23 protein-coding genes are annotated in these 21,515 nt (G+C 66.4%); 8 read left to right on the plus strand and 15 right to left on the minus strand.

The features are described from left to right. From DNK89_RS12690 to DNK89_RS12730, 9 genes are all read right to left on the minus strand, one after another. On the minus strand, window positions 1-226 hold a 226-nt coding region (locus DNK89_RS12690), incomplete at its 3' end, for a GTP-binding protein (protein ID WP_238990805.1). Window positions 227-368: 142 nt separating this feature from the next. Further along, the gene (gene fusA / locus DNK89_RS12695) at window positions 369-2,471 is read right to left on the minus strand and encodes an elongation factor G (protein WP_015012186.1); all 2,103 of its coding nucleotides are present in this window, start codon (window positions 2,469-2,471) and stop codon (window positions 369-371) included. A 147-nt stretch (window positions 2,472-2,618) separates the two neighbouring features. Then, window positions 2,619-3,092: a 30S ribosomal protein S7 gene (rpsG, locus tag DNK89_RS12700; RefSeq protein ID WP_005798541.1), complete on the minus strand. Its 474-nt coding sequence runs from the start codon at window positions 3,090-3,092 to the stop codon at window positions 2,619-2,621. Window positions 3,093-3,267: 175 nt separating this feature from the next. Further along, on the minus strand, window positions 3,268-3,645 hold the full coding sequence (gene rpsL / locus DNK89_RS12705) for a 30S ribosomal protein S12 (RefSeq protein WP_015012185.1): 378 nt from the start codon (window positions 3,643-3,645) through the stop codon (window positions 3,268-3,270). 266 nt (window positions 3,646-3,911) lie between these two features. Continuing rightward, window positions 3,912-5,081 (minus strand): D-alanyl-D-alanine carboxypeptidase family protein, encoded by a 1,170-nt coding sequence (locus DNK89_RS12710; protein ID WP_110960413.1) that lies wholly within the window; start codon window positions 5,079-5,081, stop codon window positions 3,912-3,914. A 98-nt stretch (window positions 5,082-5,179) separates the two neighbouring features. Then, window positions 5,180-5,830, minus strand: coding sequence for an alpha/beta hydrolase (locus tag DNK89_RS12715; RefSeq protein WP_110960414.1), 651 nt, complete (start codon window positions 5,828-5,830; stop codon window positions 5,180-5,182). Window positions 5,831-5,917: 87 nt separating this feature from the next. Then, on the minus strand, window positions 5,918-6,277 hold the full coding sequence (locus tag DNK89_RS12720) for a ferredoxin (protein WP_110960415.1): 360 nt from the start codon (window positions 6,275-6,277) through the stop codon (window positions 5,918-5,920). A gap of 99 nt (window positions 6,278-6,376) precedes the next feature. After that, on the minus strand, window positions 6,377-7,480 hold the full coding sequence (locus tag DNK89_RS12725; protein ID WP_110960416.1) for a VanZ family protein: 1,104 nt from the start codon (window positions 7,478-7,480) through the stop codon (window positions 6,377-6,379). An 18-nt stretch (window positions 7,481-7,498) separates the two neighbouring features. Next, window positions 7,499-7,927 carry a CopD family protein gene (locus DNK89_RS12730; protein WP_015012180.1) on the minus strand — a complete coding sequence of 143 codons (429 nt, stop codon included), beginning with the start codon at window positions 7,925-7,927 and terminating at the stop codon, window positions 7,499-7,501. A 288-nt stretch (window positions 7,928-8,215) separates the two neighbouring features. Here DNK89_RS12730 and hemB point away from each other — a divergent pair, with 288 nt between their 5' ends. Beyond that, entirely contained in the window at window positions 8,216-9,223 is a 1,008-nt protein-coding gene (gene hemB, locus DNK89_RS12735) for a porphobilinogen synthase (RefSeq protein WP_056643000.1), read from the plus strand. Between the two features lie 58 nt (window positions 9,224-9,281). Beyond that, window positions 9,282-10,532 (plus strand): magnesium transporter CorA family protein, encoded by a 1,251-nt coding sequence (locus DNK89_RS12740; protein WP_203422259.1) that lies wholly within the window; start codon window positions 9,282-9,284, stop codon window positions 10,530-10,532. A gap of 168 nt (window positions 10,533-10,700) precedes the next feature. Here DNK89_RS12740 and DNK89_RS12745 read toward each other — a convergent pair whose 3' ends face one another. Together DNK89_RS12745 and DNK89_RS12750 are read right to left on the minus strand one after the other, a co-directional pair. Continuing rightward, window positions 10,701-11,561 carry an amidohydrolase family protein gene (locus DNK89_RS12745; RefSeq protein WP_110960418.1) on the minus strand — a complete coding sequence of 287 codons (861 nt, stop codon included), beginning with the start codon at window positions 11,559-11,561 and terminating at the stop codon, window positions 10,701-10,703. Window positions 11,562-11,668: 107 nt separating this feature from the next. Further along, a complete protein-coding gene (locus tag DNK89_RS12750; protein ID WP_108497343.1) occupies window positions 11,669-12,358 on the minus strand; it encodes a dienelactone hydrolase family protein in 690 nt (229 codons plus the stop codon). Window positions 12,359-12,491: 133 nt separating this feature from the next. Here DNK89_RS12750 and DNK89_RS12755 point away from each other — a divergent pair, with 133 nt between their 5' ends. The 4 genes from DNK89_RS12755 (at window position 12,492) to creC (ending at window position 16,369) form a co-directional block, all read left to right on the plus strand. Next, the gene (locus DNK89_RS12755) at window positions 12,492-13,238 is read left to right on the plus strand and encodes an SDR family oxidoreductase (RefSeq protein WP_110960419.1); all 747 of its coding nucleotides are present in this window, start codon (window positions 12,492-12,494) and stop codon (window positions 13,236-13,238) included. A 176-nt stretch (window positions 13,239-13,414) separates the two neighbouring features. Next, on the plus strand, window positions 13,415-14,050 hold the full coding sequence (locus DNK89_RS12760; protein ID WP_015012174.1) for a MarC family protein: 636 nt from the start codon (window positions 13,415-13,417) through the stop codon (window positions 14,048-14,050). A gap of 6 nt (window positions 14,051-14,056) precedes the next feature. Continuing rightward, window positions 14,057-14,770, plus strand: a complete 714-nt coding sequence (locus DNK89_RS12765) for a winged helix-turn-helix domain-containing protein (protein WP_110960420.1) — start codon at window positions 14,057-14,059, stop codon at window positions 14,768-14,770. 132 nt (window positions 14,771-14,902) lie between these two features. Further along, the gene (creC, locus tag DNK89_RS12770; RefSeq protein WP_110960421.1) at window positions 14,903-16,369 is read left to right on the plus strand and encodes a two-component system sensor histidine kinase CreC; all 1,467 of its coding nucleotides are present in this window, start codon (window positions 14,903-14,905) and stop codon (window positions 16,367-16,369) included. Here creC and DNK89_RS12775 read toward each other — a convergent pair. Further along, window positions 16,366-16,902 carry a hypothetical protein gene (locus tag DNK89_RS12775; RefSeq protein WP_110960422.1) on the minus strand — a complete coding sequence of 179 codons (537 nt, stop codon included), beginning with the start codon at window positions 16,900-16,902 and terminating at the stop codon, window positions 16,366-16,368. The two genes, creC and DNK89_RS12775, sit on opposite strands and share 4 nt — an antisense overlap. Window positions 16,903-17,062: 160 nt before the next feature. Here DNK89_RS12775 and creD point away from each other — a divergent pair, with 160 nt between their 5' ends. Beyond that, a complete protein-coding gene (gene creD / locus DNK89_RS12780; protein WP_110960423.1) occupies window positions 17,063-18,499 on the plus strand; it encodes a cell envelope integrity protein CreD in 1,437 nt (478 codons plus the stop codon). Further along, complete coding sequence (locus DNK89_RS12785; protein WP_238990806.1) at window positions 18,496-18,858, plus strand: hypothetical protein; 363 nt, start codon at window positions 18,496-18,498, stop codon at window positions 18,856-18,858. Before creD ends, DNK89_RS12785 begins: the two co-directional genes overlap by 4 nt. 104 nt (window positions 18,859-18,962) lie before the next feature. Here DNK89_RS12785 and DNK89_RS12790 read toward each other — a convergent pair whose 3' ends face one another. From DNK89_RS12790 to DNK89_RS12800, 3 genes are all read right to left on the minus strand, one after another. Beyond that, on the minus strand, window positions 18,963-20,009 hold the full coding sequence (locus DNK89_RS12790; RefSeq protein WP_060985336.1) for a sensor domain-containing diguanylate cyclase: 1,047 nt from the start codon (window positions 20,007-20,009) through the stop codon (window positions 18,963-18,965). A 184-nt stretch (window positions 20,010-20,193) separates the two neighbouring features. Then, the gene (locus DNK89_RS12795) at window positions 20,194-20,730 is read right to left on the minus strand and encodes a hemerythrin domain-containing protein (RefSeq protein ID WP_110960424.1); all 537 of its coding nucleotides are present in this window, start codon (window positions 20,728-20,730) and stop codon (window positions 20,194-20,196) included. A 184-nt stretch (window positions 20,731-20,914) separates the two neighbouring features. Then, window positions 20,915-21,496 carry a hypothetical protein gene (locus tag DNK89_RS12800; protein ID WP_060985338.1) on the minus strand — a complete coding sequence of 194 codons (582 nt, stop codon included), beginning with the start codon at window positions 21,494-21,496 and terminating at the stop codon, window positions 20,915-20,917. Between the last annotated feature and the right edge of the window lie 19 nt (window positions 21,497-21,515).

The raw sequence follows: 21,515 nt of genomic DNA on the forward strand, positions 1-21,515 counted from the left end.
GGCGGTTGGCCGTTTCGTATTCCACGTGGGCGGTGTTGATCGTGATACCGCGGGCCTTTTCTTCGGGCGCAGCGTCGATCTGGTCGTAGGCCTTGGCTTCGCCGCCGAACTTGGAGGACAGCACCGTGGCAATAGCTGCCGTCAGCGTCGTCTTGCCATGGTCCACGTGACCGATCGTGCCCACGTTCACGTGGGGCTTGGTGCGTTCAAACTTACCTTTTGCCATTTTAATTCTCCAAAGAGCAATCCCTGTGTAGTGGTTTTACGTCTGCATCTGGTTGCTGATTCACTCCGCACAGGGAACAGAGTGGCACCGGATCGCAGACAAAACAAAGCCCGGACCAGATCGGCCCGGGCGAAATGCTTACTTACTTGGCGCGTGCTGCCATGATGGCTTCAGACACGTTGCGAGGTGCTTCGCTGTAGTGCTTGAATTCCATCGTGTAGGTGGCGCGGCCTTGCGACATGGAGCGCAGGGTCGTGGAGTAGCCGAACATTTCGGACAGGGGCACTTCAGCCTTGATGGCCTTGCCGCCACCGACCATGTCGTCCATGCCTTGCACCATGCCGCGACGGCTGGACAGATCGCCCATCACGTTACCGGCGTAGTCTTCAGGCGTTTCCACTTCCACGGCCATCATGGGTTCCAGAATGACCGGACCGGCCTTCTTGCAACCTTCCTTGAAGCCGAAGATGGCAGCCATCTTGAACGCCAGTTCGTTCGAGTCCACATCGTGGTACGAACCGAAGTGCAGCGTGACCTTGACGTCCACCACGGGGTAACCAGCCAGCACGCCTTGCGTCACGGCTTCGTTGATACCCTTTTCCACCGCTGGGATGAATTCGCGAGGCACCACACCGCCCTTGATCGCGTCCACGAACTCGATGCCCTTGCCGGCTTCGTTGGGTTCGATCTTGAGCACGACGTGACCATACTGACCCTTACCACCGGACTGGCGCACGAACTTGCCTTCGGCTTCTTCCACCGTCTTGCGGATGGTTTCGCGGTAGGCCACCTGGGGCTTGCCCACGTTGGCTTCCACGCCGAATTCACGCTTCATGCGGTCCACGATGATTTCGAGGTGCAGCTCGCCCATACCACCGATGATGGTCTGGCCGGATTCTTCGTCGGTCTGCACGCGGAACGATGGATCTTCTGCAGCCAGGCGCGACAGGGCGATGCCCATCTTTTCCTGGTCGGCCTTGGACTTGGGTTCCACAGCCTGACGGATCACAGGCTCGGGGAACACCATGCGCTCCAGCGTCACCACGGCGGCGGGATCACACAGGGTTTCACCCGTGGTCACGTCCTTCAGGCCCACGCAAGCAGCGATGTCACCGGCGCGGATTTCGTCCACTTCCTGGCGCTCGTTGGCGTGCATCTGCACGATACGGCCGATACGTTCCTTCTTGCCACGCACAGGGTTGTACACGGTGTCGCCCTTGGAGAGCACGCCGGAGTACACACGCACGAACGTCAGCTGACCCACGAACGGGTCGGTCATCAGCTTGAACGCCAGGGCCGAGAACTTCTCGTTGTCGTCCGCCTTGCGGGTGACTTCCTTGTCGTCTTCGTCGAAGCCAGGCACGGGAGGCACGTCCAGGGGCGAAGGCATGAGTTCGATCACGGCGTCCAGCATGCGCTGCACACCCTTGTTCTTGAACGCCGTGCCGCACAGCATGGGCTGGATTTCGCCGTTGATGGTGCGCGTGCGCAGGCCTTGGGTGATCTCTTCTTCCGACAGATCGCCCTCTTCCAGGTACTTGTTCATCAGGTCTTCGGAGGCTTCAGCAGCCGCTTCGACCATCTTCTCGCGCCATTCCTTGGCCACTTCGACCAGGTCTGCCGGGATGTCTTCGAAGGTGAACTTCATGCCCTGGGAGGCTTCGTCCCAGATGATGGCCTTCATCTTGCGCAGGTCGACCACGCCCTTGAAGTTGTCTTCAGCACCGATCGGGATCACGATGGGCACAGGGTTGGCCTTCAGGCGCAGCTTCATCTGGTCCACGACCTTGAAGAAGTTGGCACCGGTACGGTCCATCTTGTTCACAAAGGCCAGACGAGGCACCTTGTACTTGTTGGCCTGGCGCCAGACGGTTTCCGACTGGGGCTGCACGCCACCCACGGCGCAGTACACCATGCAGGCGCCGTCCAGCACGCGCATGGAACGCTCCACTTCAATCGTGAAGTCCACGTGGCCGGGGGTGTCGATGATGTTGATGCGGTGCTCGGGGAAGGACATGTCCATGCCCTTCCAGAAGCAGGTGGTAGCCGCCGAGGTGATCGTGATGCCACGCTCTTGCTCTTGCTCCATCCAGTCCATGGTGGCCGCGCCGTCGTGCACTTCACCAATCTTGTGGTTCACGCCGGTGTAGAAAAGAATACGCTCGGTTGTGGTGGTCTTGCCAGCGTCAATGTGGGCCGAGATACCGATATTGCGGTAACGCTCGAGGGGGGTCTTGCGAGCCATGGTGGATCCTTGGATGGTTCGTGTTTTCGGGGGCGGGCCCAGCATTCTGGCGCTGCAACCCGTCAATTTTGTGACTGCCTGAAATCGACACAAGGCTGCAGGCAAAACGCCAGCAGCCTTGGGCCTATATCAGGGCAAATCCGCGTTTTAGAAGCGGAAGTGGCTGAATGCCTTGTTGGCTTCGGCCATGCGGTGCACTTCGTCACGCTTCTTCATGGCGCCGCCACGGCCTTCGGTGGCTTCGAGCAGTTCGTTGGCCAAACGTTGGGCCATCGACTTTTCACCGCGCTTGCGGGCGGCTTCCTTGATCCAGCGCATGGACAGGGCCAGACGACGGACGGGACGCACTTCCACAGGCACCTGGTAGTTGGCACCGCCGACGCGGCGGGACTTCACTTCCACCATGGGCTTCACGTTGTTGATGGCAACGGTGAAGGCTTCCAGAGGGTCCTTATCGGGGTGCTTCTTCTCGATCAGTTCCAGGGCGCCGTAAATGATGCGCTCTGCAACTGCCTTCTTGCCGCCTTCCATGATCACGTTCATGAATTTGGACAGCTCTACATTGCCGAACTTGGGATCCGGCAGGATTTCACGTTTGGGGACTTCGCGACGACGTGGCATTTTTTACCTCTATCTTTGCTTCAGTTGGCATCTTTTCAGACACCGCGAGAGCCAATCTCTGGACTCCCACTTACTCGACCCGCGCAGAACACCTGCGTTTGGGGTCACTACGCTGCAACTCCGCGCCACGCGGAAAAACAGCACCGAAAATTCTTCAGACCGGAAAAACCAGGGCTTACTTGGCCTTTGGCTTCTTCGCGCCGTACTTGGAGCGGGCTTGCTTGCGGTCTTTCACGCCTTGCAAGTCCAGCGAACCACGCACGATGTGGTAACGCACACCGGGCAAGTCCTTCACACGACCGCCGCGAACCAGCACCACGCTGTGTTCTTGCAGGTTGTGGCCTTCACCGCCGATGTAGGAGATCACCTCAAAACCGTTGGTCAGGCGCACCTTGGCGACCTTACGCAGAGCGGAGTTAGGCTTCTTAGGCGTCGTGGTGTACACACGGGTGCACACGCCACGGCGCTGTGGAGAGTTTTCCATCGCAGGGCTCTTGGACTTGGTCTTTTCGACCTCGCGCCCCTGACGGACCAGTTGATTAATGGTTGGCATGAAATACGTCCCTAAACGTGAATTTGCTTCGTGAAAGCGAAAACGTGAATCCCTTCGGAAATTCCGAAAAGCCTTCTAATGTAGCAGGATGCCCCCTGGAAGGCAAGCCTGCTGCGGCTTGCGAGGTCGCAGGGCACCTGCTGCGATTCCGGTAACTGGCAGGTATTGGCTGCAAAAACAGAGGCCAAAGCCAGGCCCGGCGCTTGCCGGACCTGCGCAGCCAGCTATGGTTTCAGAAGTGCCCTCTTCATTTCGGCAATCCAGAGTTACTTGATCCAGAGGCGGATGGCGTCCCAGGCGCGGCCCAGGATGCCGGCCTGCTCCACAGCTTCCAGCGCCACCAGGGGCACTTCGCCGATGGACTGGTCGCCCAGCATGACCTTGAGGGTGCCGATGGCCTGGCCCTTGGTGTAGGGCGCCACGAGCGGATCGGGGCGGGCGATCTGGGTGGTGATCTTGCCGGCGCTGCCGGACGGCACCGCCACCACGATGGCTTCTTCGCGCCCGATCTTGAGGGTGCTTGCAGTGCCCTTCCAGACGGCAGGTGTCGCCACCGGCTTGCCTGCGTCAAACAACTTGACCGCCTCGAACGCGGTGTAGCCCCAGTTCAGCAGCTTCTGGCTTTCGTTCGCGCGCGCGTTTTCGCTCGCAGCACCCAGCACGATGGACAGCAGGCGGCGCTGGCCCACACCGGGGAATTCACGCTTGGACGTGGCCACCAGACAGTAGCCTGCAGCGGCGGTGTGGCCGGTCTTGAGGCCGTCCACCGTGGGGTCGCGGAACAGCAGCGAATTGCGGTTGCTGCCGTTCGATGCCGGGGTGCCGGGGTAGCTGTACTGCTTGGTGGAGTAATAGTGCATGTACTCCGGGAAGTCCTTCATCAGCCGCATGGCCAGCACGGAGAGGTCGCGCGCCGTGGTGGTGTGGCCGGGCTCGGTCAGGCCTTCGGGGTTCTTGTAGCTCGTGCCCTTCATGCCCAGCGCCTGCGCCTGGTCGTTCATGAGCTTGACGAAGTTCTCGGCCGTGCCGCCCACGCCTTCGGCCAGGGCCATGGTGGCGTCGTTGCCGGACTGCACGATCATGCCCTTGATCAGGTCTTCGACCGGCACCTGCATCTTGGGGTCGATGAACATGCGCGAGCCGGGCATCTTCCAGGCGCGCACGCTCACGGGCAGCTTCTGGTCCAGCGCGATCTTCTTGGAGCGCAGCGCATCAAATACCAGGTAGCCCGTCATGAGCTTGGTGAGCGAGGCCTGCTCCACTGGCGCGTCGATGTCCTTGGCGGCCAGCACCTGGTTGGCGGTGACATCCACCAGCATGTAGGTGCGCGCGGCGATTTCGGGGGGCTGGGGCGCCTGGGCAAAAGCGCCAAAGGCAGCCGGGGCCACCGCAGCAAAGACGGCCAGGGATCGCAACGCAGACAGGATTCGTTTCATGGGGCAGGAAGGGGCTGGAGAGGCTCGAAAAAAAGGGTGGGAGGAAAGGCGGGAGAGGGAGGACGGCAGACGGCCGGAGCCGGTCCGGGCGGCGCCCCTCAGGCGCCCGATTGCAGGTGGCGGACCACCAGGTTCTTCAGAAGCGGCAATTGTCCGTGAAAGAAATGACCGCCCGCGGGGACGACTGTGACAGGCAGTATCTGGGGCCGGGCCCAGTCCATCACGGCAGACAGTGGCACGGTGTCGTCCTGCTCACCGTGCACGACCAGCGTGCGCAGGTGGGCGTCGGGCGGCACCGGGGCCACCGTGAAGCGACTGGCGGCCGTACCGACCAGCACGGCCTTCTCCACGCGCTGCGAGGGCCAGAGGGCCTCCAGGGCGTGGCTGGTGACAAACGCCCCGAAAGAAAACCCCGCCAGCGCCAGGGGTTGCCCCTCGGCGGCGGGCGCCACCTGCTCCACCACGGCCAGCAGGTCTTGCAACTCGCCCCGGCCTTCGTCATACACGCCATCCGTGGCGCCCACGCCGCGGAAGTTGAAGCGCACCGCCGTCCAGCCACACTGCACAAACGCACGCGCCAGGGTCTGCACCACCTTGTTGTCCATGGTGCCGCCAAACAGCGGATGGGGGTGGGCAATGATGGCGATGCCACGGGGCGCCGCGCCATCGGTCAGGGTGGCGCTGTCGCGCACGGCCTCGATGGCGCCTGCGGGGCCGGACAGGGTCAGGCGTTCGGTCTGGGCATTCACGGATTTGCTACTCAATCAATAGCAGCAGGGGCATGATCCACTAGCGCCTGCTGCCAAAATCGTTCCAAGACAGGGATGGAGCCGCGCTCAGCGGCCAAGTTCCGCTGGCGTGACCAGGCGTTCCACCACCTGGCCGTTCTTGAGGTGCGATTCGACGATTTCGTCGATGTCCGCCGCGTCCACATAGGTGTACCAGGTGCCCTCGGGGTAGACCACCGCCACGGGGCCACCCGCGCAGCGGTCCAGGCAACCGGCCTTGTTCACACGCACCTTGCCGGCACCCGCCAGCCCGGCGGCCTTGACCTGGGCCTTGCAGCGGTCAAAACCCGCCTGTGCGTTGTGGTGGGCGCAACTGTCTTCCCCGTTGGTGCGCTCGTTGAGGCAGAAGAAGATGTGGCGCTGGTAGTAACCGGGCGCTGCGGCCGGTGCGGTAGGGGTGTCGCTCATCCCCGCATTTTAAGGACACCCACCTTCCAGACCGGGCGGAGCGCAGCCCCAAACCCCCTGGGCGGCCATACAGAACGCCAGAGGCCGTCGCCCGGTGAATCAGACTCCAGCGTCTCGCCGCGACACCCGAAACACCACGTACAGCAGCGTCACATAGGGCCACAACCAGCCCAGCCACTGGCCCAGGCCATAAAAGCGGATGAACCGGCCCTGCTCCCAGATCTGCAGGGTCTGGGCAAAGTAGGCACTGGTGGGCGCCTGGTTCAGCAGTGCCAGATGCCAGGTGAGCGCCAGCAGCAGCACGGCAGCGCAGGCACGGCGCGGCAGGGCCAGCATCAGCAGGGCCAACGCCAGCGCCGCCCACACGCCCACGCGCACGGGCAGGTCCATCCACTCCCAGGCGTGCACGGGGCCCCAGCTGAGTGCGGCCGACAGAGCGGTCAGCACGATGCCCACCCCCACCACCGCCAGCGCAAACAGGGCGCGCCGCCCCATCTGGCGGATCACGCAATACCCCAGCAGGCAGGGAATCAGCAACCCCAGGGTGACGCACAGCAGCTCGCCGCTGGGCGACAGCGGGTCCAGCTCGGTCTCGCGCAGGGGCAGCCACTCCAGAAACGGGGTGTCGGCCAGCAGGTCAATGAGCGCGGCTTCCAGCCGCTCCAGCACCTGGCCCAGGCCAAACGGCACGGCGGCCGGAAACAGCAGCGCCAGCGGCCACAGCGCCAGCAGCACCATGCCGCCCGACGCATCGGACACAAACCAGCGCGCCCTGAAGTCGCTCCAGCGGTCGAGCGCGCCCAGCCGCTCCAGCAGTGCGGCGCTCAGCGCACCGGCCAGCGTGCCCAGCGCGTTGAGGGCCAGGTCCAGGTTGGAGGGCACGCGCCGGGGCAGGTAGATCTGCAGAAACTCCATGCACAGCGACAGCAGCGTGCCCGCCAGCGTGGCCAGCGCCACCGCCCACAGCACATGCCGCCAGCCCGAGCGCAACAGGCCCAGCACCAGCAGGAAGCCCAGGGGCGCGTAGCCCACGAGGTTGGTCACCACGTCAAACCCCGTCCAGTACGGCGGGGGGATCCGCGCAAACAAAAAGACCAGGGGGTCAATGCCCTGTTCGCGCCACCCGTCAAACGGGAACAGGCTGGCAAAGACGATCAGCGCCGTGTACGTCAGCGCGAGCGGCCAGGCAGAGGTTTTGTGCATGCGCCCTCTGCGTCTCCGTCAGAAGGGCTTGACCACCACCAGCACCACGGCCACCAGCAGCAGCAGCACGGGTGCTTCGTTGAACCAGCGGAACCACACATGGCTGCGGCGGCTGGTGCCGTCGGCCAGCTTGCGCAGCAGCACGCTGCACGCGTGGTGGTAACCGATGACCAGCACCACCACGGCCAGCTTGGCGTGCATCCAGCCATTGCCCGGGCCCCGGCCAATACCGTAGCCCAGCCACAGCCACAGCCCCAGTGCAATGGCGGGCACGGCCAGCAGGGTGGTAAAGCGCATCAGCTTGCGCGCCATGAGCAGCAGGCGGTCGCGCTCGGCGGCCGAGCCGGGCGCCACCATCGCCAGGTTGACGAAGATGCGCGGCAGGTAGAACAGGCCCGCAAACCAGCTGGCCACGAAAACGATGTGAAAGGCTTTGACCCAGAGCATGGGGGCAGTTTACGGGCCTACGCCACTCCGACGGGACAACCCCAAAAAAAAGCCCGGCAGATCCGCCGGGCCGGGAAAGCCTGTGCCGCATCGCTGCAGCCCAGGTCCCGCTCAGGGAGGAAAAGCGGGGGGCGGCAAGCCGCCCGGCCCCAATCTAGCACTGGGCCTGGGCGGTTACAAGCGGCTTTTCCACAGCGCGCCCGAAGCGCCAACCACCGCCGCCCGTCCTCCTGCCACCGGGGCGCGAGCCGGTGCACAGCGCCACAGGGAGGGCTTCATAATCCGATGATGCACCTCCAAAGCCCTGCCCCCTTCCCCCAGAACCGCCCCCGCCGCCTGCGCCGCGATGCCTTCACCCGCCGCCTGGTGCGCGAGAACGTGGTCACCGCCGACGACCTGATCTACCCCGTGTTTGTGCACGAGGGCACCAACCGCAGCGAGGCCGTGACCTCCATGCCCGGCGTGGACCGCCTGAGCCTGGACCTGCTGCTGCCCGTGGCCGAAGACTGCGTGAAGCTGGGCATCCCGGTGCTGGCGCTGTTCCCGGCAATTGACCCGTCGCTCAAGACGCCCGACGGCAAGGAAGCCCTGAACCCCAACGGCCTGATCCCGCGCGTGGTGCGGGCGCTCAAGAAAGAATTCCCCGACCTGGGCGTGATGACCGACGTGGCTCTGGACCCGTACACCAGCCACGGCCAGGACGGCGTGCTGGACGAGACCGGCTACATCATCAATGACGAGACGGTGGAGATCCTCACCGGCCAGGCGCTCACGCATGCCGAGGCGGGCGTGGACATCGTCGCGCCCAGCGACATGATGGACGGCCGCATCGGCGCCATCCGCGAGGCGCTGGAGGTGCAGGGCCACATCCACACCCGCATCATGGCCTACAGCGCCAAGTACGCCAGCGCCTTCTACGGCCCGTTCCGCGACGCGGTGGGCACCCGCGGCGCCCTGGGCAAGGCCGACAAGAACGTGTACCAGATGGACCCCGGCAACAGCGACGAGGCCCTGCGCGAAGTGGCCATCGACATCGCCGAAGGCGCCGACATGGTGATGGTGAAACCCGGCATGCCCTACCTGGACATCGTGCGCCGCGTGAAGGACGAGTTCAAGGTGCCCACCTTCGCCTACCAGGTGAGCGGCGAGTACGCCATGATCAAGGCTGCCGCCGCCAACGGCTGGCTGGACCACGATGCCGTGATGATGGAAAGCCTGCTGGCCTTCAAGCGCGCCGGCGCCGACGGCGTGCTGACCTACTTTGCGCGCGACGTGGCCCGCAAGCTGCAAAAATAATAGCTGTCAGCGCATATTCCACTAGCGCTACGGGCGCTTTTGACTGAAAACGGTGTCCATGCGCATCTTTCACATCCACAGCAGCGGCGTGCAGGAGCTGACCGCCCTGCCCGCCCAGATGCCAGCGCAGGGCTTTCTCTGGGTGGCCTGCGCCCGCCCGGCCTTCCAGGCACGGCTGGCCGAGATCCAGGGCCGCCTGCAGGCGCTGATCGGGCTGCAGCTGGTGGACCTGCATGTGTCCGACCTGCTCAACGCGCAGCTGCCCTCGCACTACGACTACACCTCGCAGTACGACCTGCTGGTTTTCCGCCGCCTGGCCACGGTGCAGGGCGATGCTGCACCGCCCGAGCAGCTGGTGACGGCCGCACCCGCCGCACCGGCCGTGGCTACTGAGCCCGACCACCCCAACGCCCCTGCAAAACGCAGCGGCCCGCCCGTGCTGCGGCGCATCGACACCAGCCCCGTGGGGTTTGCAGTGTTCGACCAGCTGCTGCTGACCGTGCACCCCACCGACTGCGCGGTGCGCGATGCCTACGCGACGCGGCTGCTGGCGGCCACCCCGGCAAATGGCAACGGCAACGGCAATAGCAATGGCGCCACCGCCACCGCCAGCCATGCCGCCGCCCACGGCAATGCCCACGCCAGCCCCGGCATGGGCGAAGGCCGCAGCAGCCCGATCTCGGGCTCGCGCCTGCCCACCAGCCCGGCCGACCTGATGCTGCGCGTGGTCAACCAGATGGTGGACGGCTACCTGGACCTGCGCCGCGAGCTCACCCGCCAGCTGGACCACTGGCAGACCGAGCTGCTCAAGCCCCGCGCGCGGTATGTGAACTGGACCTCGCTGCTCGAAGCGCGCCTGTCGCTGCACATGCTCGACGAGATCTGCGAAGACCAGCGCACCGCCGTGCAGGACTGGATCGACGCGCTGGAAACCTGGGCCCTGCCCGACACCCCCACCGGCCTGCGCGAGCTGGACCTGCTCAAGGTGCGCAGCCGCGACGTGCTGGAGCACATCGAGCGCGTGGTGCACCACGTGCGGCGCCTGGAGCAGAGCACCGAAACCGCCGTGCAGATGCATTTTTCGGTGCAGAGCAACCGCACCAACGACATCATGCGCACCCTCACGGCGCTCACGGCCGTGTTTTTGCCGCTGAACCTGATCGCAGGCATTTTCGGAATGAACTTCGAGTTCATCCCGCTGGTGCACAAGGCCGATGGCTTCTGGTGGGCCATGGGGTCGATGGTGTTCATCGCGGTGGCCCTGGTGCTGCTGTTCTGGCGCAAGCGCTATCTGGCGAGGACAAGATAGGAACATCCCCCTGAGGCCCTTCGGGCCTTCCCCCTTCTCTCGGCTTCGCCGGGAAGGGGGACGATGCCCTCGCTACGGGGCGGCCCTTGCTTGGCATCCCTGGCTTGGGTCAGCGCCCATATCAGCGTGCGTCACCCAAAAACAGGAAGGGTCATGCATTCCAGTGCCTTAAGGCCTGGCCACCCCAAACAACCCCGCCGCGTTGTCCCACGCCACCTTGCGCGCCACATCGGCGGGCAGGCCGCCCAGCCACTGGCGGTAGCCCTGCATCAGGCTTTCGTAGTACTGCCAGCGCTGGTTGACCCAGGTGTCCGAGCCGATCACAAAGCGCGTGGGGTACTTGAGCAGCAGTGCGCGCCAGGCGGGGCACAGCTGGTTGTCGTCGCACACCAGGCCGGGGCGGTACGAGAGCTCGCCCACCAGGCCCGGGTAGCGCGCCATCAGGGCGTCCACCCGCTCCACCGGCGCGCCGCCAATGCCGGTGTGGGCCCAGATCAGCCGGGCCTTCTGGCCTTGGGATGGGGTGTTGGCCATCAGCAGGTCGATGGCAGTGTCGTCCACATGGGCCAGCACCACCAGGTCCCGCTGCTCGGCCAGGGCCATGAGCTTTTTGGCCACGGGGCCGTTGGCGTTGGCGCTGTCGTACAGGTGGAATTCACCCAGGCCCCGGTACGGGCCCGCGGGCGTGCCCCGGGCCAGCTCGGTCTGCACCATGTCATAGATGGTGTCGTCGGCAAACCAGCCGGTGTAGTCGGCGCGGTTGCGGTACAGCCGCACAAACGGCACCACCGTCACGCCAGCCTCGCGGGTCTGCGGCAGGCCCGCAAGGGTGAGCGACCCGGCATTGGGCCGCGAGTTGGCCACGATGGCGCGCACGCCGCTGGCCTTCATGCGCGCCAGCACGTCGGCAGGTGGGTGCGGGCCTGCTTTGCCGTCCCAGGCTTCCTCGTTGTAGTGCAGGTGGGCGTCGAACAGGGGGCCGGTGTAATCGGCCGCATGGACACTAGCGCACAACGCTATCAAACCCATAGCTGCCAGCGCATGACGGACTAGCGCTTGGGGCCAAAAACGCCTGAAATCCGCCATGATCACCCCCGTTGGTCGTTCGCTATCGTGTCGCGGTCACTGGGGCGGTCTCAGCCCAGGTGCTTGGCAAAAAAGGCCAGGGTGCGCTCGCGGGCCGTGTTGGCAGCGGCCTCGTCGTAGCTGCCGCGCTGGTCGCAGTTGAAGCCGTGGTCGGCAGCGTACACATGCACTTCGACCTCCGGGTGGGCCTTGCCGAAGGCCTGCACGCTGTCGAGCGGAATCCAGTGGTCACGCTCGCCAAAGTGGGCCAGCACCGGCACCTTGGGGGTGCGGGCCACTTCTTCCGGTGTGGTCACGCCACCGCCGTAGTACGGCACGGCGGCCGACAGGCCCTGCAGCTGGCAGGCCGAGCGCCAGGTCAGCAGGCCGCCCCAGCAGTAGCCCACGATGCCCACCTTGCCGCCGCTTTGCTGCGCGGCGTAGTCGATGGCGGCCTGGATGTCGGGCATCACGCCCGGCGCGGGCAGGGCCTCGACGGCAGCCTTCAGGCCCATGCCGGCCTGCATGTCGTCACCGGTGTAGCCCAGCTCCACGCCCTGCTTGACGCGGTGGAAGGTGGAGGGCGCCACAGCCAGATAGCCGCTGGCGGCATAGCGGTCGGCCACCGAACGGATGTGCGAGTTCACGCCAAAAATCTCTTGCAGCACCACCACGGCGCCACGGGGCGTGCCTTCGGGCTTGGCGATCCAGGCGGGGGCCACAAAACCGTCACTCGATGTCAGATCAACAAACTGTCCCATGCTGAATGCTCCTTTGCTTTGGTAAATATGGCGCGTGAATGGGCCGCAATAGGCCCGCGATGTCGGCCAGGACGCTGCGCGGCGGGGCGCAGAACCTGTTCCAATGCGCCATTCTTGCAGGAGACCCCACCCCATGGAGAAGATCGCACTAATCACTGGCGCCAGCCGGGGCATTGGCGCCGCCACCGCACGGCTGGCCGCAAAACATGGCTGGGCCGTGGCCGTCAACTATCTCGCCAATGAGGCCGCCGCGCAGGCCGTGGTCGATGCCATCCGGGCAGACGGCGGCACCGCCATCGCGGTGCAGGGCGACGTGGCGAGCGAGGCCGACATCCTGGCGATGTTCCAGGCGGTAGACGCCCAGTTGGGCCGCATCAGCGCCCTGGTCAACAACGCCGGGGTGGTGGACGTGACCGCCCGGGTGGACGCAATGAGCACCGAGCGCCTGCGCCGCATGTTCGACACCAACGTGATCGGCAGCATCGTCTGCGCCCGCGAGGCCGTGCGGCGCATGAGCACGCGCCATGGCGGCAGCGGTGGCGCCATCGTCAACGTGTCCAGCGCCGCCTCGCGCCTGGGCTCGGCCCACCAGTATGTGGACTACGCGGCGGCCAAGGGCGCCATCGACACTTTCACCATCGGCCTGGCGCGCGAGGTGGCGGCCGAGGGCATCCGCGTGAACGCCGTGCGCCCGGGCCTGATCGAGACCGACATTCACGCCAGCGGCGGCCTGCCCGACCGCGTGCGCGACCTCTCGCACCAGGTGCCCATGTTGCGCGGCGGCACGGCCGACGAGGTGGCCGAGGCCATCGTCTGGCTGATGTCGCCCGCTGCGAGCTACACCACCGCCACCTTGATGGATGTGTCGGGCGGGCGTTAGAAGAGAAGGCCCGGCGCCACGCTGTCGCAGGCACGCTGCAGCGCAGCATGCCCGACCGCCAAACGGCGCAGAAAACACCGCATACTCGCGCACAGCCCGGGCTGCGCCACCCTCATCGGCCGTTGGCCTGAGCCCCCCGAAGAACCACCCGCCCACTTGCCCTTGGGAGCGCCCTGATGGACCTCAAACCCCTGATCACCCTGCTGGCCATCGTGAACCCGCTGGCCATCGTGCCGTTCTTCATCCACTACACGCAGGGCTTCTCGTACCCGCAGCGGCGCCGCACCATCCAGGTGGCCAGCTTCAGCGTGTTTTGCGTGATTGCCGCCTGCGCTCTGCTGGGCCTGCAGATCCTCGACTTCTTCAACATCTCGCTGCAGAGCTTTCAGGTGGGCGGCGGCATGCTGCTGCTCATCAGCGCGATGAACATGCTCAACGCCCAGCCCGCCGAGGCCAAGCCCAGCACCAACGAGTTTGAAGAAGGCGCCGAAAAGGCCGCTGCGGGCAGCAGCATCGCCGTGGTGCCGCTCACCATCCCGTTGCTCACCGGCCCGGCCAGCATGTCCACCGTGGTGATCTACGCCGACCGCGCGCAGGGCGTCTGGCAGACGCTGGCGCTGGTGGGCTACGGCGTGGTCATCGCGCTGGCCACCGCCGTGTGTTTTGCGCTGGCCGACCCGATTGCGCGCGTGCTGGGCAAAACCGGCATCAACGTGATGACCCGGCTCATGGGCCTGATCCTGGCTGCGCTGGCGGTGGAGGTGATGGCGGACGGGCTGGGCAAGATTTTCCCGGTGTTGATCGCGCGCTGACCGCCCATGTCTGCCCGCCTGCTGCTGCTCGAAGACGACCCCGCCATCGCCCGCACCGTGGCCTATGCGCTGGAGCGCGACGGCCTGACCGTCACGCACAGCCTGCTGGTGCATGACGCGCGCCAGCAGCTGCAGCGCACGCGTTTTGACCTGCTGGTGCTGGACGTGGGCCTGCCCGACGGCAGCGGCCTGGACCTGCTGCGCGATGTGCGCCATGCGCCGCCCACCGCCGCCCTGCCCGTGCTGATACTCAGCGCCCACGGTGAAGAGATCGACCGCGTGCTGGGCCTGGAGCTGGGCGCGGACGATTACCTGACCAAACCCTTCAGCCCCCGCGAGCTGGCGGCCCGCGTGAAGGCGCTGCTGCGCCGCGCGGGCCACGGGAACGGAAATGGCAACGGCCACCCGGCCTCAGCACCCGCCACTTCGGCCGCTGCGCCTTTCCACGACGACGAGGCCGGCCAGCGCATCAGCCTGCGCGGCCAGCCGCTGCCGCTGACCCGGCGCGAATACCGCCTGCTGTCCCACCTGCTGCGCGGCGCAGGCCGCATCCATTCGCGCGACGCCCTGCTGGCCGCCGCCTGGGGCGACGACAGCGAAAGCAACGACCGCACGGTGGACACCCACATCAAGACCCTGCGCGCCAAGCTGCGCGAGCTGGACCCGGCGCGCGAGTACATCAGTACGCACCGGGGCATGGGGTACTGCCTGGATGTGTGATACCCCCCTGAGTCGCTGCGCGCCTTCCCCCGGCGGGGGACGCCACCCGTGGCCCGGCAGAGCCGGTTCCACGGTGGCACTGGCCTGCGCAGCGCCGGTTTCGAAGCGCGTGCGCGCAGCGCGAGGTTAGCAATGCGCCTCGGCATCCGCCTGCTGTTCGCCTTCTTCCTCATCAACGGCATCGCCGCGTTCTTTGTGCTGCGCGTGTTCATGGCCGAGATCAAGCCCAGCGTGCGCGAGGTGATGGAGGACATGATGGTGGACACGGCCAACATCCTGGCCGAGCTGGCCAGTGAAGACCTGGCCGCCGGGCGGCTGGCGGCGGAGGCCAACAACAGCAGCACCAGCCCGTTTGCCCAGCATGTGCGGCGCTATGCCACGCGACCCATCGACGCGGCGATCTGGGGCTTTTCCAAGCAGTCGCTCGACTACCGCATCTACGTGACCGACACCACGGGCCGCGTGCTGTTCGACTCGGAAAACCGCGCCGTGGGCGCCGACTATTCGCGCTGGCGCGATGTGGCGCGCACGCTGCGCGGCGAATACGGCGCGCGCTCCACCCGCGATGTGGAGGACGACGACACCAGCGGCGTGATGCATGTGGCCGCGCCCATCTACGTGAACAGCCAGATCGCGGGCGTGCTGACCGTGGCCAAGCCCACGCGCACGGTGCAGCGCTTCATCGACCGGGCCGAGCGCAAGGTGTTCATGGGCGGGCTGTTGCTGCTGGCGCTGTCGGCCGCCGTGGGGGTGGCGGTGACGCTTTGGATGGTGTGGAACGTGCGCCGCCTGCGCGACTATGCCCTGAGCGTGCAGGGCCCGGCCGACGGCGAGCGCCACGACCCGAACCTGCCGCCCCCCACCGCCCTGGCCGTGCCTGAGGTGCCTGGCGAGCTGGGCGACCTGGCCCGCGCCATGGACCGCATGCGCGCGCGGCTGGAGGGGCGCGACTACATCGAGGGATATGTGCGCGCGCTCACGCACGAGCTCAAAAGCCCCGTGGCCGCCATCCGGGGCGCGGGCGAGCTGCTGCAGGACGAGCTGCCCGCCGCCGACCGCGCCGAGTTTGCGACCCAGGTGGTGCAGCAGAGCGAGCGCCTGCAGCGCATCATCGACCGGCTGCTTGAGCTGTCCAAGCTGGAGCAACGCCAGCACGCCGAAGGCCGCGCGCCCGTGGCGCTGCACGACTGCGCCGAGGCCGCCATCGCCCAGACCCGCGCCCGCGCCGGGCAGCGCGGCATCACCCTGGCGCTGAGCGGCTACGGCACCAGCGGCCCATGGGAGGCCGAACTGGTGACGCTGGCGCTGACCAACCTGCTGGACAACGCGATCGACTTTGCGCCCGCAGGCAGCACGGTGCGGGTAGAGCTGGACGGCGCCACGGTGGCCGTGCAAGACAGCGGCCCCGGCGTGCCCGACTACGCGCTGCCGCGCCTGGGGGAGCGTTTTTTCACCACTGCAAGGCCGGGCGGCGAGCGCAGCGGATCGGGCCTGGGGCTGGCGATTGTGCAGCGCGTGATGGCGCTGCATGGCGGGCAGATGGTGGCACGCAATACGGCGCCGGGACTGCGGGTGGCGCTGGAGTTCCGCAGAGCCTAGGAGCCTGTCGGGAGGCGGGGCTGGGCCTGGAGAAATTCGACCAGATCGCCCACCGTGCTCACTTTGCCGAACAGGGGGTTGGCCGATGTGTCGGCCAGGCTGCGGCGGGCCCGCTGGGCCATGTCAACGACCAGGTCATCCAGGTCGTCAGCATCAAGGCGCAGGTCGCGCTGAAGGTGGTCGGTCACGCGCAAGGGCACGGCCACCGCTACAGATAAGCTGCGCTGCAGTTCCTCGTACACCGCGCGCACCACCCAGGTGTCCACCCGGCGGCAGTCAATGGCGCGGGCAAACTGGCAGATCGACTCCCCCGCCCGGCCTTGCGCCATGCGGGCCAGGCGCAGGGCCTCGCGCCGGCTCAGTACGGCTACCAGACTGCCGAGCGCCAGAAGCGAGCCGCCCACCGCCACGGGATGCATCCAAAGCACGGCCATGAAGGCCACCGCCATCACGGCCAGAAAGCACCGCGCCGGCCAGCGCAATGGCGGGCGGACAGCCACCGGGGGCATGAAACGGGACGCTGTTTTTCGCATGGCACTCCCAGGTGGATGACACAGGCGGTCGATTCTGCCAGCGCCCCACTTCGCACTTCGCACGTCACCCCCGCCACTTCACACTGGCCTCACAAACTTCATAGCGCCCTCACAGCGCGCCACAACACTGCCCACACAACAGTCACTTGTGGAGGATCTTTTGTTCAAACACCCCTTGTTCACCAAGCTGGCGGCGCTGACCGCCATCACCGTGTTGCTGCTCTTTGGCCTGGGCCTGATCGAAGACGTGGTGCGCGACAGGCTGCGCTACCGCAGCATCACCGCGCAAAGCGTGGCCGAGAGCCTGGCCGGGCCACAGACGCTGATGGGCCCCATGATCCACAGCGCCTGCGTGGAGAGTTGGGATGAAGAAGTCGGCAAGGGCGACGAGCGCCGCATGGTCGAAAAGCGCCGCGAGTTCATCCTGACCGCCATGCCCGAGCAGCTCAAGCTCAACACCGGCGCCGCGATGGAAGAGCGCGCACGCGGGCTGCACAAGGTGAACACCTACAACCTCAAAGCCAACGTGACGGCGCAATGGGGTTCGCTGGCCAGCCTGCTGCCGCAGAGCAGCATGAAGAATTCGCGCATGCACTGCGGCGCGCCCATCGTGATGATGGCCGTGGGCGATGCGCGCGGCATCCGTACCGCGCAGTTCACCATGGGCAGCCAGGCGCTGGCCCTCAAGCCCGGCACCTTCCACCCCACCTACAGCCGGGGCCTGCATGCGGTGCTGCCCGAATCCGTGCGTGGCAAGGCCGACGACCTCACGGCCACCTTGGACCTGGAGCTGGTAGGCACCGAGCGCCTGGCCATCGTGCCGCTGGGCGGCAACACCGAGGTACTGATGACCAGCAGCTGGCCCCACCCGTCGTTTGCCGGGCGCTTTCTGCCGTCGGAGCGCGAGGTCAAGAAGACCGGCTTTTCGGCCCAGTGGCGCCTGTCGTCGCTGGCCACTACCGCGCAGGCCGACATTGCGAACGGAAAGCGCATCTGCCTGGGCGCCGATGAGGGCACCGACTATGCACACAGCGGGGCCACGCCGGGCGACTGCGCCGACAGCTTCAGCGTGGCCTTCATCGACCCGGTGAATCCCTATTCCCTCTCTGACCGCGCCACTAAATACGGCGTGCTGTTCATCGCCCTCACCTTCGTGGCCGTGGGCCTGTTCGAGCTGATGAAAAAGCTACGCGTGCACCCGGTGCAGTACCTGCTGGTGGGCAGCGCGCTGTGCAGCTTCTTCTTGCTGCTGGTGAGCCTGTCGGAGCACCTGCCGTTTGGCATCTCGTACGCGGTGGCCGCCAGCGCGTGCGTGCTGCTGCTGGCCTACTACGCCAGCCACATGCTGGGCGGGCTCACGCGCGGGGTGCCGCTGGGGGCGGGCATTGCGCTGCTGTATGGCCTGCTGTACGTGTTGCTGCAGCTGGAGCAGACGGCGCTGGTGGTGGGGGCGATTGCACTCTTCCTGGTGCTGGCGGCGGTGATGGTGCTGACGCGCAAGGTGAACTGGTACGGGCTGTCGCAAGGTGGCACGCCCCCGCGCCCCACCATGCCACCGGTGCAGCGCCCCGCAGCGCCGCGCACGGAGGCCGCATGAACGCCACCGCCACCCACACCACGCGCTGGGCCCAGTACCTGGCGCAGGCCCAGGCCCTGACGCCGCCCGCCAGGACCGGCCCCGCAAGGGGCACCGCGCTGACTGCCGCCGAAGCGGCCCGCGTGCAGCGCCACCGCGATCAGTTGATGGCGGCCCTGCGGTCGCAGGACCGGCTGGCCTTGCACTGTGCCAAGCAGCAGGTGCTGGACGCCGCCTTTTGCCCCCGCCGCCCCGAGGCGGACCTCGACCACGGAGGACCTGCGGGCGGCGCTGCAGATTCGCCCGCCCTGCGCCGGGCGCTGCGCGACCTGGCGTGGCACTCAGCGGCCTTGCTGTTGTCGCGCCGCCCGGAGTGCTGAAGGTGTGCCAGGGGGCCTTGCGCAGGTCCCTGGGCAAAATTTTTAATAGAAATGGCCGGTAGCGCAAGTGCAATATGCGCTAGCAGCTATCAAAAACAGAGCGATTACACCACCACAGTGCGGCTGCGCCCCTCGCGTTTGGCGGTGTAGAGCGCAGAGTCGAGCAGGCGCAGGGTGATGTCCAGCGGCCGCAACGGGTCGAACAGCGTGAGCCCCATGCTGACCGACAGCACCAGCGCTGGCTCGATGCCGGGCAGCGGGTGGGCAGCCAGCGCCGCATGCACACGCTCGGCCACCACCTGTGCCTGGTCGAGCCCGGTGGCGGGCAACAGGGCCAGAAACTCCTCGCCCCCCCAGCGCCCCAGCACATCGGCCGCACGGAAGACGTCGCGGCACAGCGTGGCAAACAGCTGCAGGGCCTGGTCGCCCACATGGTGGCCGTACACGTCGTTCACGCGCTTGAAGTGGTCCAGGTCCATCATCAGCAGGCAGGCCGGCTCATGGCCCCGCTGCAGCAGCGCCCATTCCTGGCGCAGGCGGTCGGTGAACGAGCGGCGGTTGGCCAGGCCGGTCAGCACATCGGTATGGGCCAGCACGTCCATCTGGTGGCGGGCCGCCTCCAGCTCCACCAGCATCTGGCCCTGGCGGTCGTTGGCGCGCTTGAGCTCCAGCAGCCGGATCACCTGGCGCGCCAGGGCACTGAGCAGGTCCTGCACCTTGGCAGACAGCTCGCGCGGCCGGTGGTCCAGCACGCACAGCGTGCCCAGCACAAACCCGTCCGGCGTGACCAGCGGCGCCCCGGCGTAAAAGCGCAGCGGGTTCTTTTGCGTGACGATGGCGTAGTGCGCAAAACGCGGGTCTTGCGCCAGGTCGGGCACGATGAAGACGCCGGACTGCCGGATGGCGTAGCGGCACACGGACTCGTTCAGCGGGGTCTCCCGCAGTGCAAACCCGCGCGCGGCCTTGAACCACTGGCGCTGGTTGTCCAGCAGGCTGATCAGGGCCACGGGGGCTTCGCAGATGTAACCCGCCAGGTCGGCCAGCTCGTCGTAAGCGGGCTCCATGGGGGTGTCAAGAATGCCGTAGCGCTGCAGGGCTTGCAGGCGGTCGGTGTCGTCGCAGGGGTCGTCAGAAGGGGTGGTGTCGGCCATGACGCGAAGCGGCCGCGCCGCCCCCATTTGCCTTGAGATGGGGCAGCATGCCATACAAGCCGCACAGCTGCATGGGTGTTAGCCCGATTGCCCCATGACTTCGTCAGGCGGAACGCTTACCTTGATGCTCTGGTGCAGCGTTCGGTGTGCCCACTGCAGCGGGCAGTCCGTCAATATATGGGGGTCAGGCTGCCAAGGCAGGTGCGGCATCACGCTGGGAAGCGGGCTCGTCGGCACCGGGCGCGCCGGAGTCTGAGCAGGTGGCGCCACCGCATCCGTGGATCAATGCCTCGGGCAGCGCTGTGGGAGCGTGCACCACGCCCGTGGTGGGGTCAAAGCCCACGCGGCGCAGGTGCAGTGCCAGCGAGGCATCCATGCTCTGCGCGTGCTGCGGAAACCACAGCGCCAGCTCGCTGGCCATCACCCGCAGCACCTTCAGGTCGCCCTGCTCGGCGCGGGCCGTGCCTTCCCGCATCACCTGCAGCACCACCTTGTGCTGCATGCTGTGGCAGTTGCCCGAAGCAAAGCGGGTAGAAGCCATCCAGTCGTCTTCCTGGCCGAAATGCTGCTCGGTGTGCTCCACCAGCGTACGCCAGCGGGGCAGCAGCTCTGCGTCGCGGGCCTGGTCCACGGCGGCCAGCAGGTCGACAAACTCCCGGTGGGTGTCATCCATCAGGGGCAGGTCGAGGTTCAGTGCATCAGACCATTCGAGGTGGGCCATGGGACTCCTTGGGCAGGCGGCAGATCAAGCGAAGCTGCGAGCTTAGAAGCCCCGGACCTGCCGGGTGTTGATGCAGGTCATGGCATCCCCATACGCAGCCAGGCCCTGCGCCGCGCGCAGCGGGCAGGGCCTGGTACAGCCTGGTAGGGCAAGGTATCAGGTCAGGCGCTCAACGCCCGGCCGATCAGCTCTGGCCGTACATGCGCTTGGCGTCGTCCACACACTTGGACTTGAGGTCGCCGCTCATGGCGTCGCAGCGCTCCTTGGCGGCCTTGTAGTTGGCTTCGTTCTTCTCGGCGGTGGCATCCTTGCGGGCCTCGGCCACGTTGGCAGCCTTCTCGGCGGCCGTGTCTGCAGGCTTGGCCTGAGCGGCGGCCACCTTGGCGTTTTCCTTGGCCTTCACGTGTTCGGCCTTGGCATCCTTCACGCACACGTCCTTGGCGTTGCCGGTCAGGTCGTCGCACTTTTCCTTGGCGACGGCGTAGGCGGCATCGGCGCGGGCTTCAGCGACCTTCTGGCTGGCCTTGGCGCTGGGCTTGTACTGGGCTTCAAGTTCCGCCTTGGCCACGTCTTCCGCGCCCTTGGCTTCCTTCACGCAGATGTCCTTGGCGTTGGCCTTGAGGGCATCGCACTTTTGCTTGTTCATCTTGTAGTCTGCCGAGATGCTTTCCTTGGCGGCCTTGTGTTCCGCAGGGGTCATGGCAAAAGCGGTGGTCGCCATCAGACCAGCTGCGCAGGCGGCGATCAGGGTGCGTTGGAATGTCATGGTTTTCTCCTCGATGAAA

Origin of the sequence: Acidovorax sp. ST3 (genome assembly GCF_003231145.1) — a bacterium.
GTDB lineage: Bacteria > Pseudomonadota > Gammaproteobacteria > Burkholderiales > Burkholderiaceae_C > Acidovorax.

Excerpts from the sequence above, each read along its gene's own strand:
- DNK89_RS12775 (WP_110960422.1), bottom strand. The coding sequence starts at position 16,902 with ATGCGAAAAACAGCGTCCCGTTTCATGCCCCCGGTGGCTGTCCGCCCG.
- DNK89_RS12800 (WP_060985338.1), bottom strand. The coding sequence starts at position 21,496 with ATGACATTCCAACGCACCCTGATCGCCGCCTGCGCAGCTGGTCTGATG.
- fusA (WP_015012186.1), bottom strand. The coding sequence starts at position 2,471 with ATGGCTCGCAAGACCCCCCTCGAGCGTTACCGCAATATCGGTATCTCG.
- DNK89_RS12730 (WP_015012180.1), bottom strand. The coding sequence starts at position 7,927 with ATGCTCTGGGTCAAAGCCTTTCACATCGTTTTCGTGGCCAGCTGGTTT.
- DNK89_RS12755 (WP_110960419.1), top strand. The coding sequence starts at position 12,492 with ATGGAGAAGATCGCACTAATCACTGGCGCCAGCCGGGGCATTGGCGCC.
- DNK89_RS12740 (WP_203422259.1), top strand. The coding sequence starts at position 9,282 with ATGCGCATCTTTCACATCCACAGCAGCGGCGTGCAGGAGCTGACCGCC.
- DNK89_RS12785 (WP_238990806.1), top strand. The coding sequence starts at position 18,496 with ATGAACGCCACCGCCACCCACACCACGCGCTGGGCCCAGTACCTGGCG.
- DNK89_RS12745 (WP_110960418.1), bottom strand. The coding sequence starts at position 11,561 with ATGGGTTTGATAGCGTTGTGCGCTAGTGTCCATGCGGCCGATTACACC.
- DNK89_RS12725 (WP_110960416.1), bottom strand. The coding sequence starts at position 7,480 with ATGCACAAAACCTCTGCCTGGCCGCTCGCGCTGACGTACACGGCGCTG.
- DNK89_RS12710 (WP_110960413.1), bottom strand. The coding sequence starts at position 5,081 with ATGAAACGAATCCTGTCTGCGTTGCGATCCCTGGCCGTCTTTGCTGCG.
- DNK89_RS12790 (WP_060985336.1), bottom strand. The coding sequence starts at position 20,009 with ATGGCCGACACCACCCCTTCTGACGACCCCTGCGACGACACCGACCGC.
- rpsL (WP_015012185.1), bottom strand. The coding sequence starts at position 3,645 with ATGCCAACCATTAATCAACTGGTCCGTCAGGGGCGCGAGGTCGAAAAG.
- hemB (WP_056643000.1), top strand. The coding sequence starts at position 8,216 with ATGCACCTCCAAAGCCCTGCCCCCTTCCCCCAGAACCGCCCCCGCCGC.
- creC (WP_110960421.1), top strand. The coding sequence starts at position 14,903 with ATGCGCCTCGGCATCCGCCTGCTGTTCGCCTTCTTCCTCATCAACGGC.
- rpsG (WP_005798541.1), bottom strand. The coding sequence starts at position 3,092 with ATGCCACGTCGTCGCGAAGTCCCCAAACGTGAAATCCTGCCGGATCCC.
- DNK89_RS12720 (WP_110960415.1), bottom strand. The coding sequence starts at position 6,277 with ATGAGCGACACCCCTACCGCACCGGCCGCAGCGCCCGGTTACTACCAG.
- DNK89_RS12760 (WP_015012174.1), top strand. The coding sequence starts at position 13,415 with ATGGACCTCAAACCCCTGATCACCCTGCTGGCCATCGTGAACCCGCTG.
- DNK89_RS12795 (WP_110960424.1), bottom strand. The coding sequence starts at position 20,730 with ATGGCCCACCTCGAATGGTCTGATGCACTGAACCTCGACCTGCCCCTG.
- DNK89_RS12750 (WP_108497343.1), bottom strand. The coding sequence starts at position 12,358 with ATGGGACAGTTTGTTGATCTGACATCGAGTGACGGTTTTGTGGCCCCC.
- DNK89_RS12765 (WP_110960420.1), top strand. The coding sequence starts at position 14,057 with ATGTCTGCCCGCCTGCTGCTGCTCGAAGACGACCCCGCCATCGCCCGC.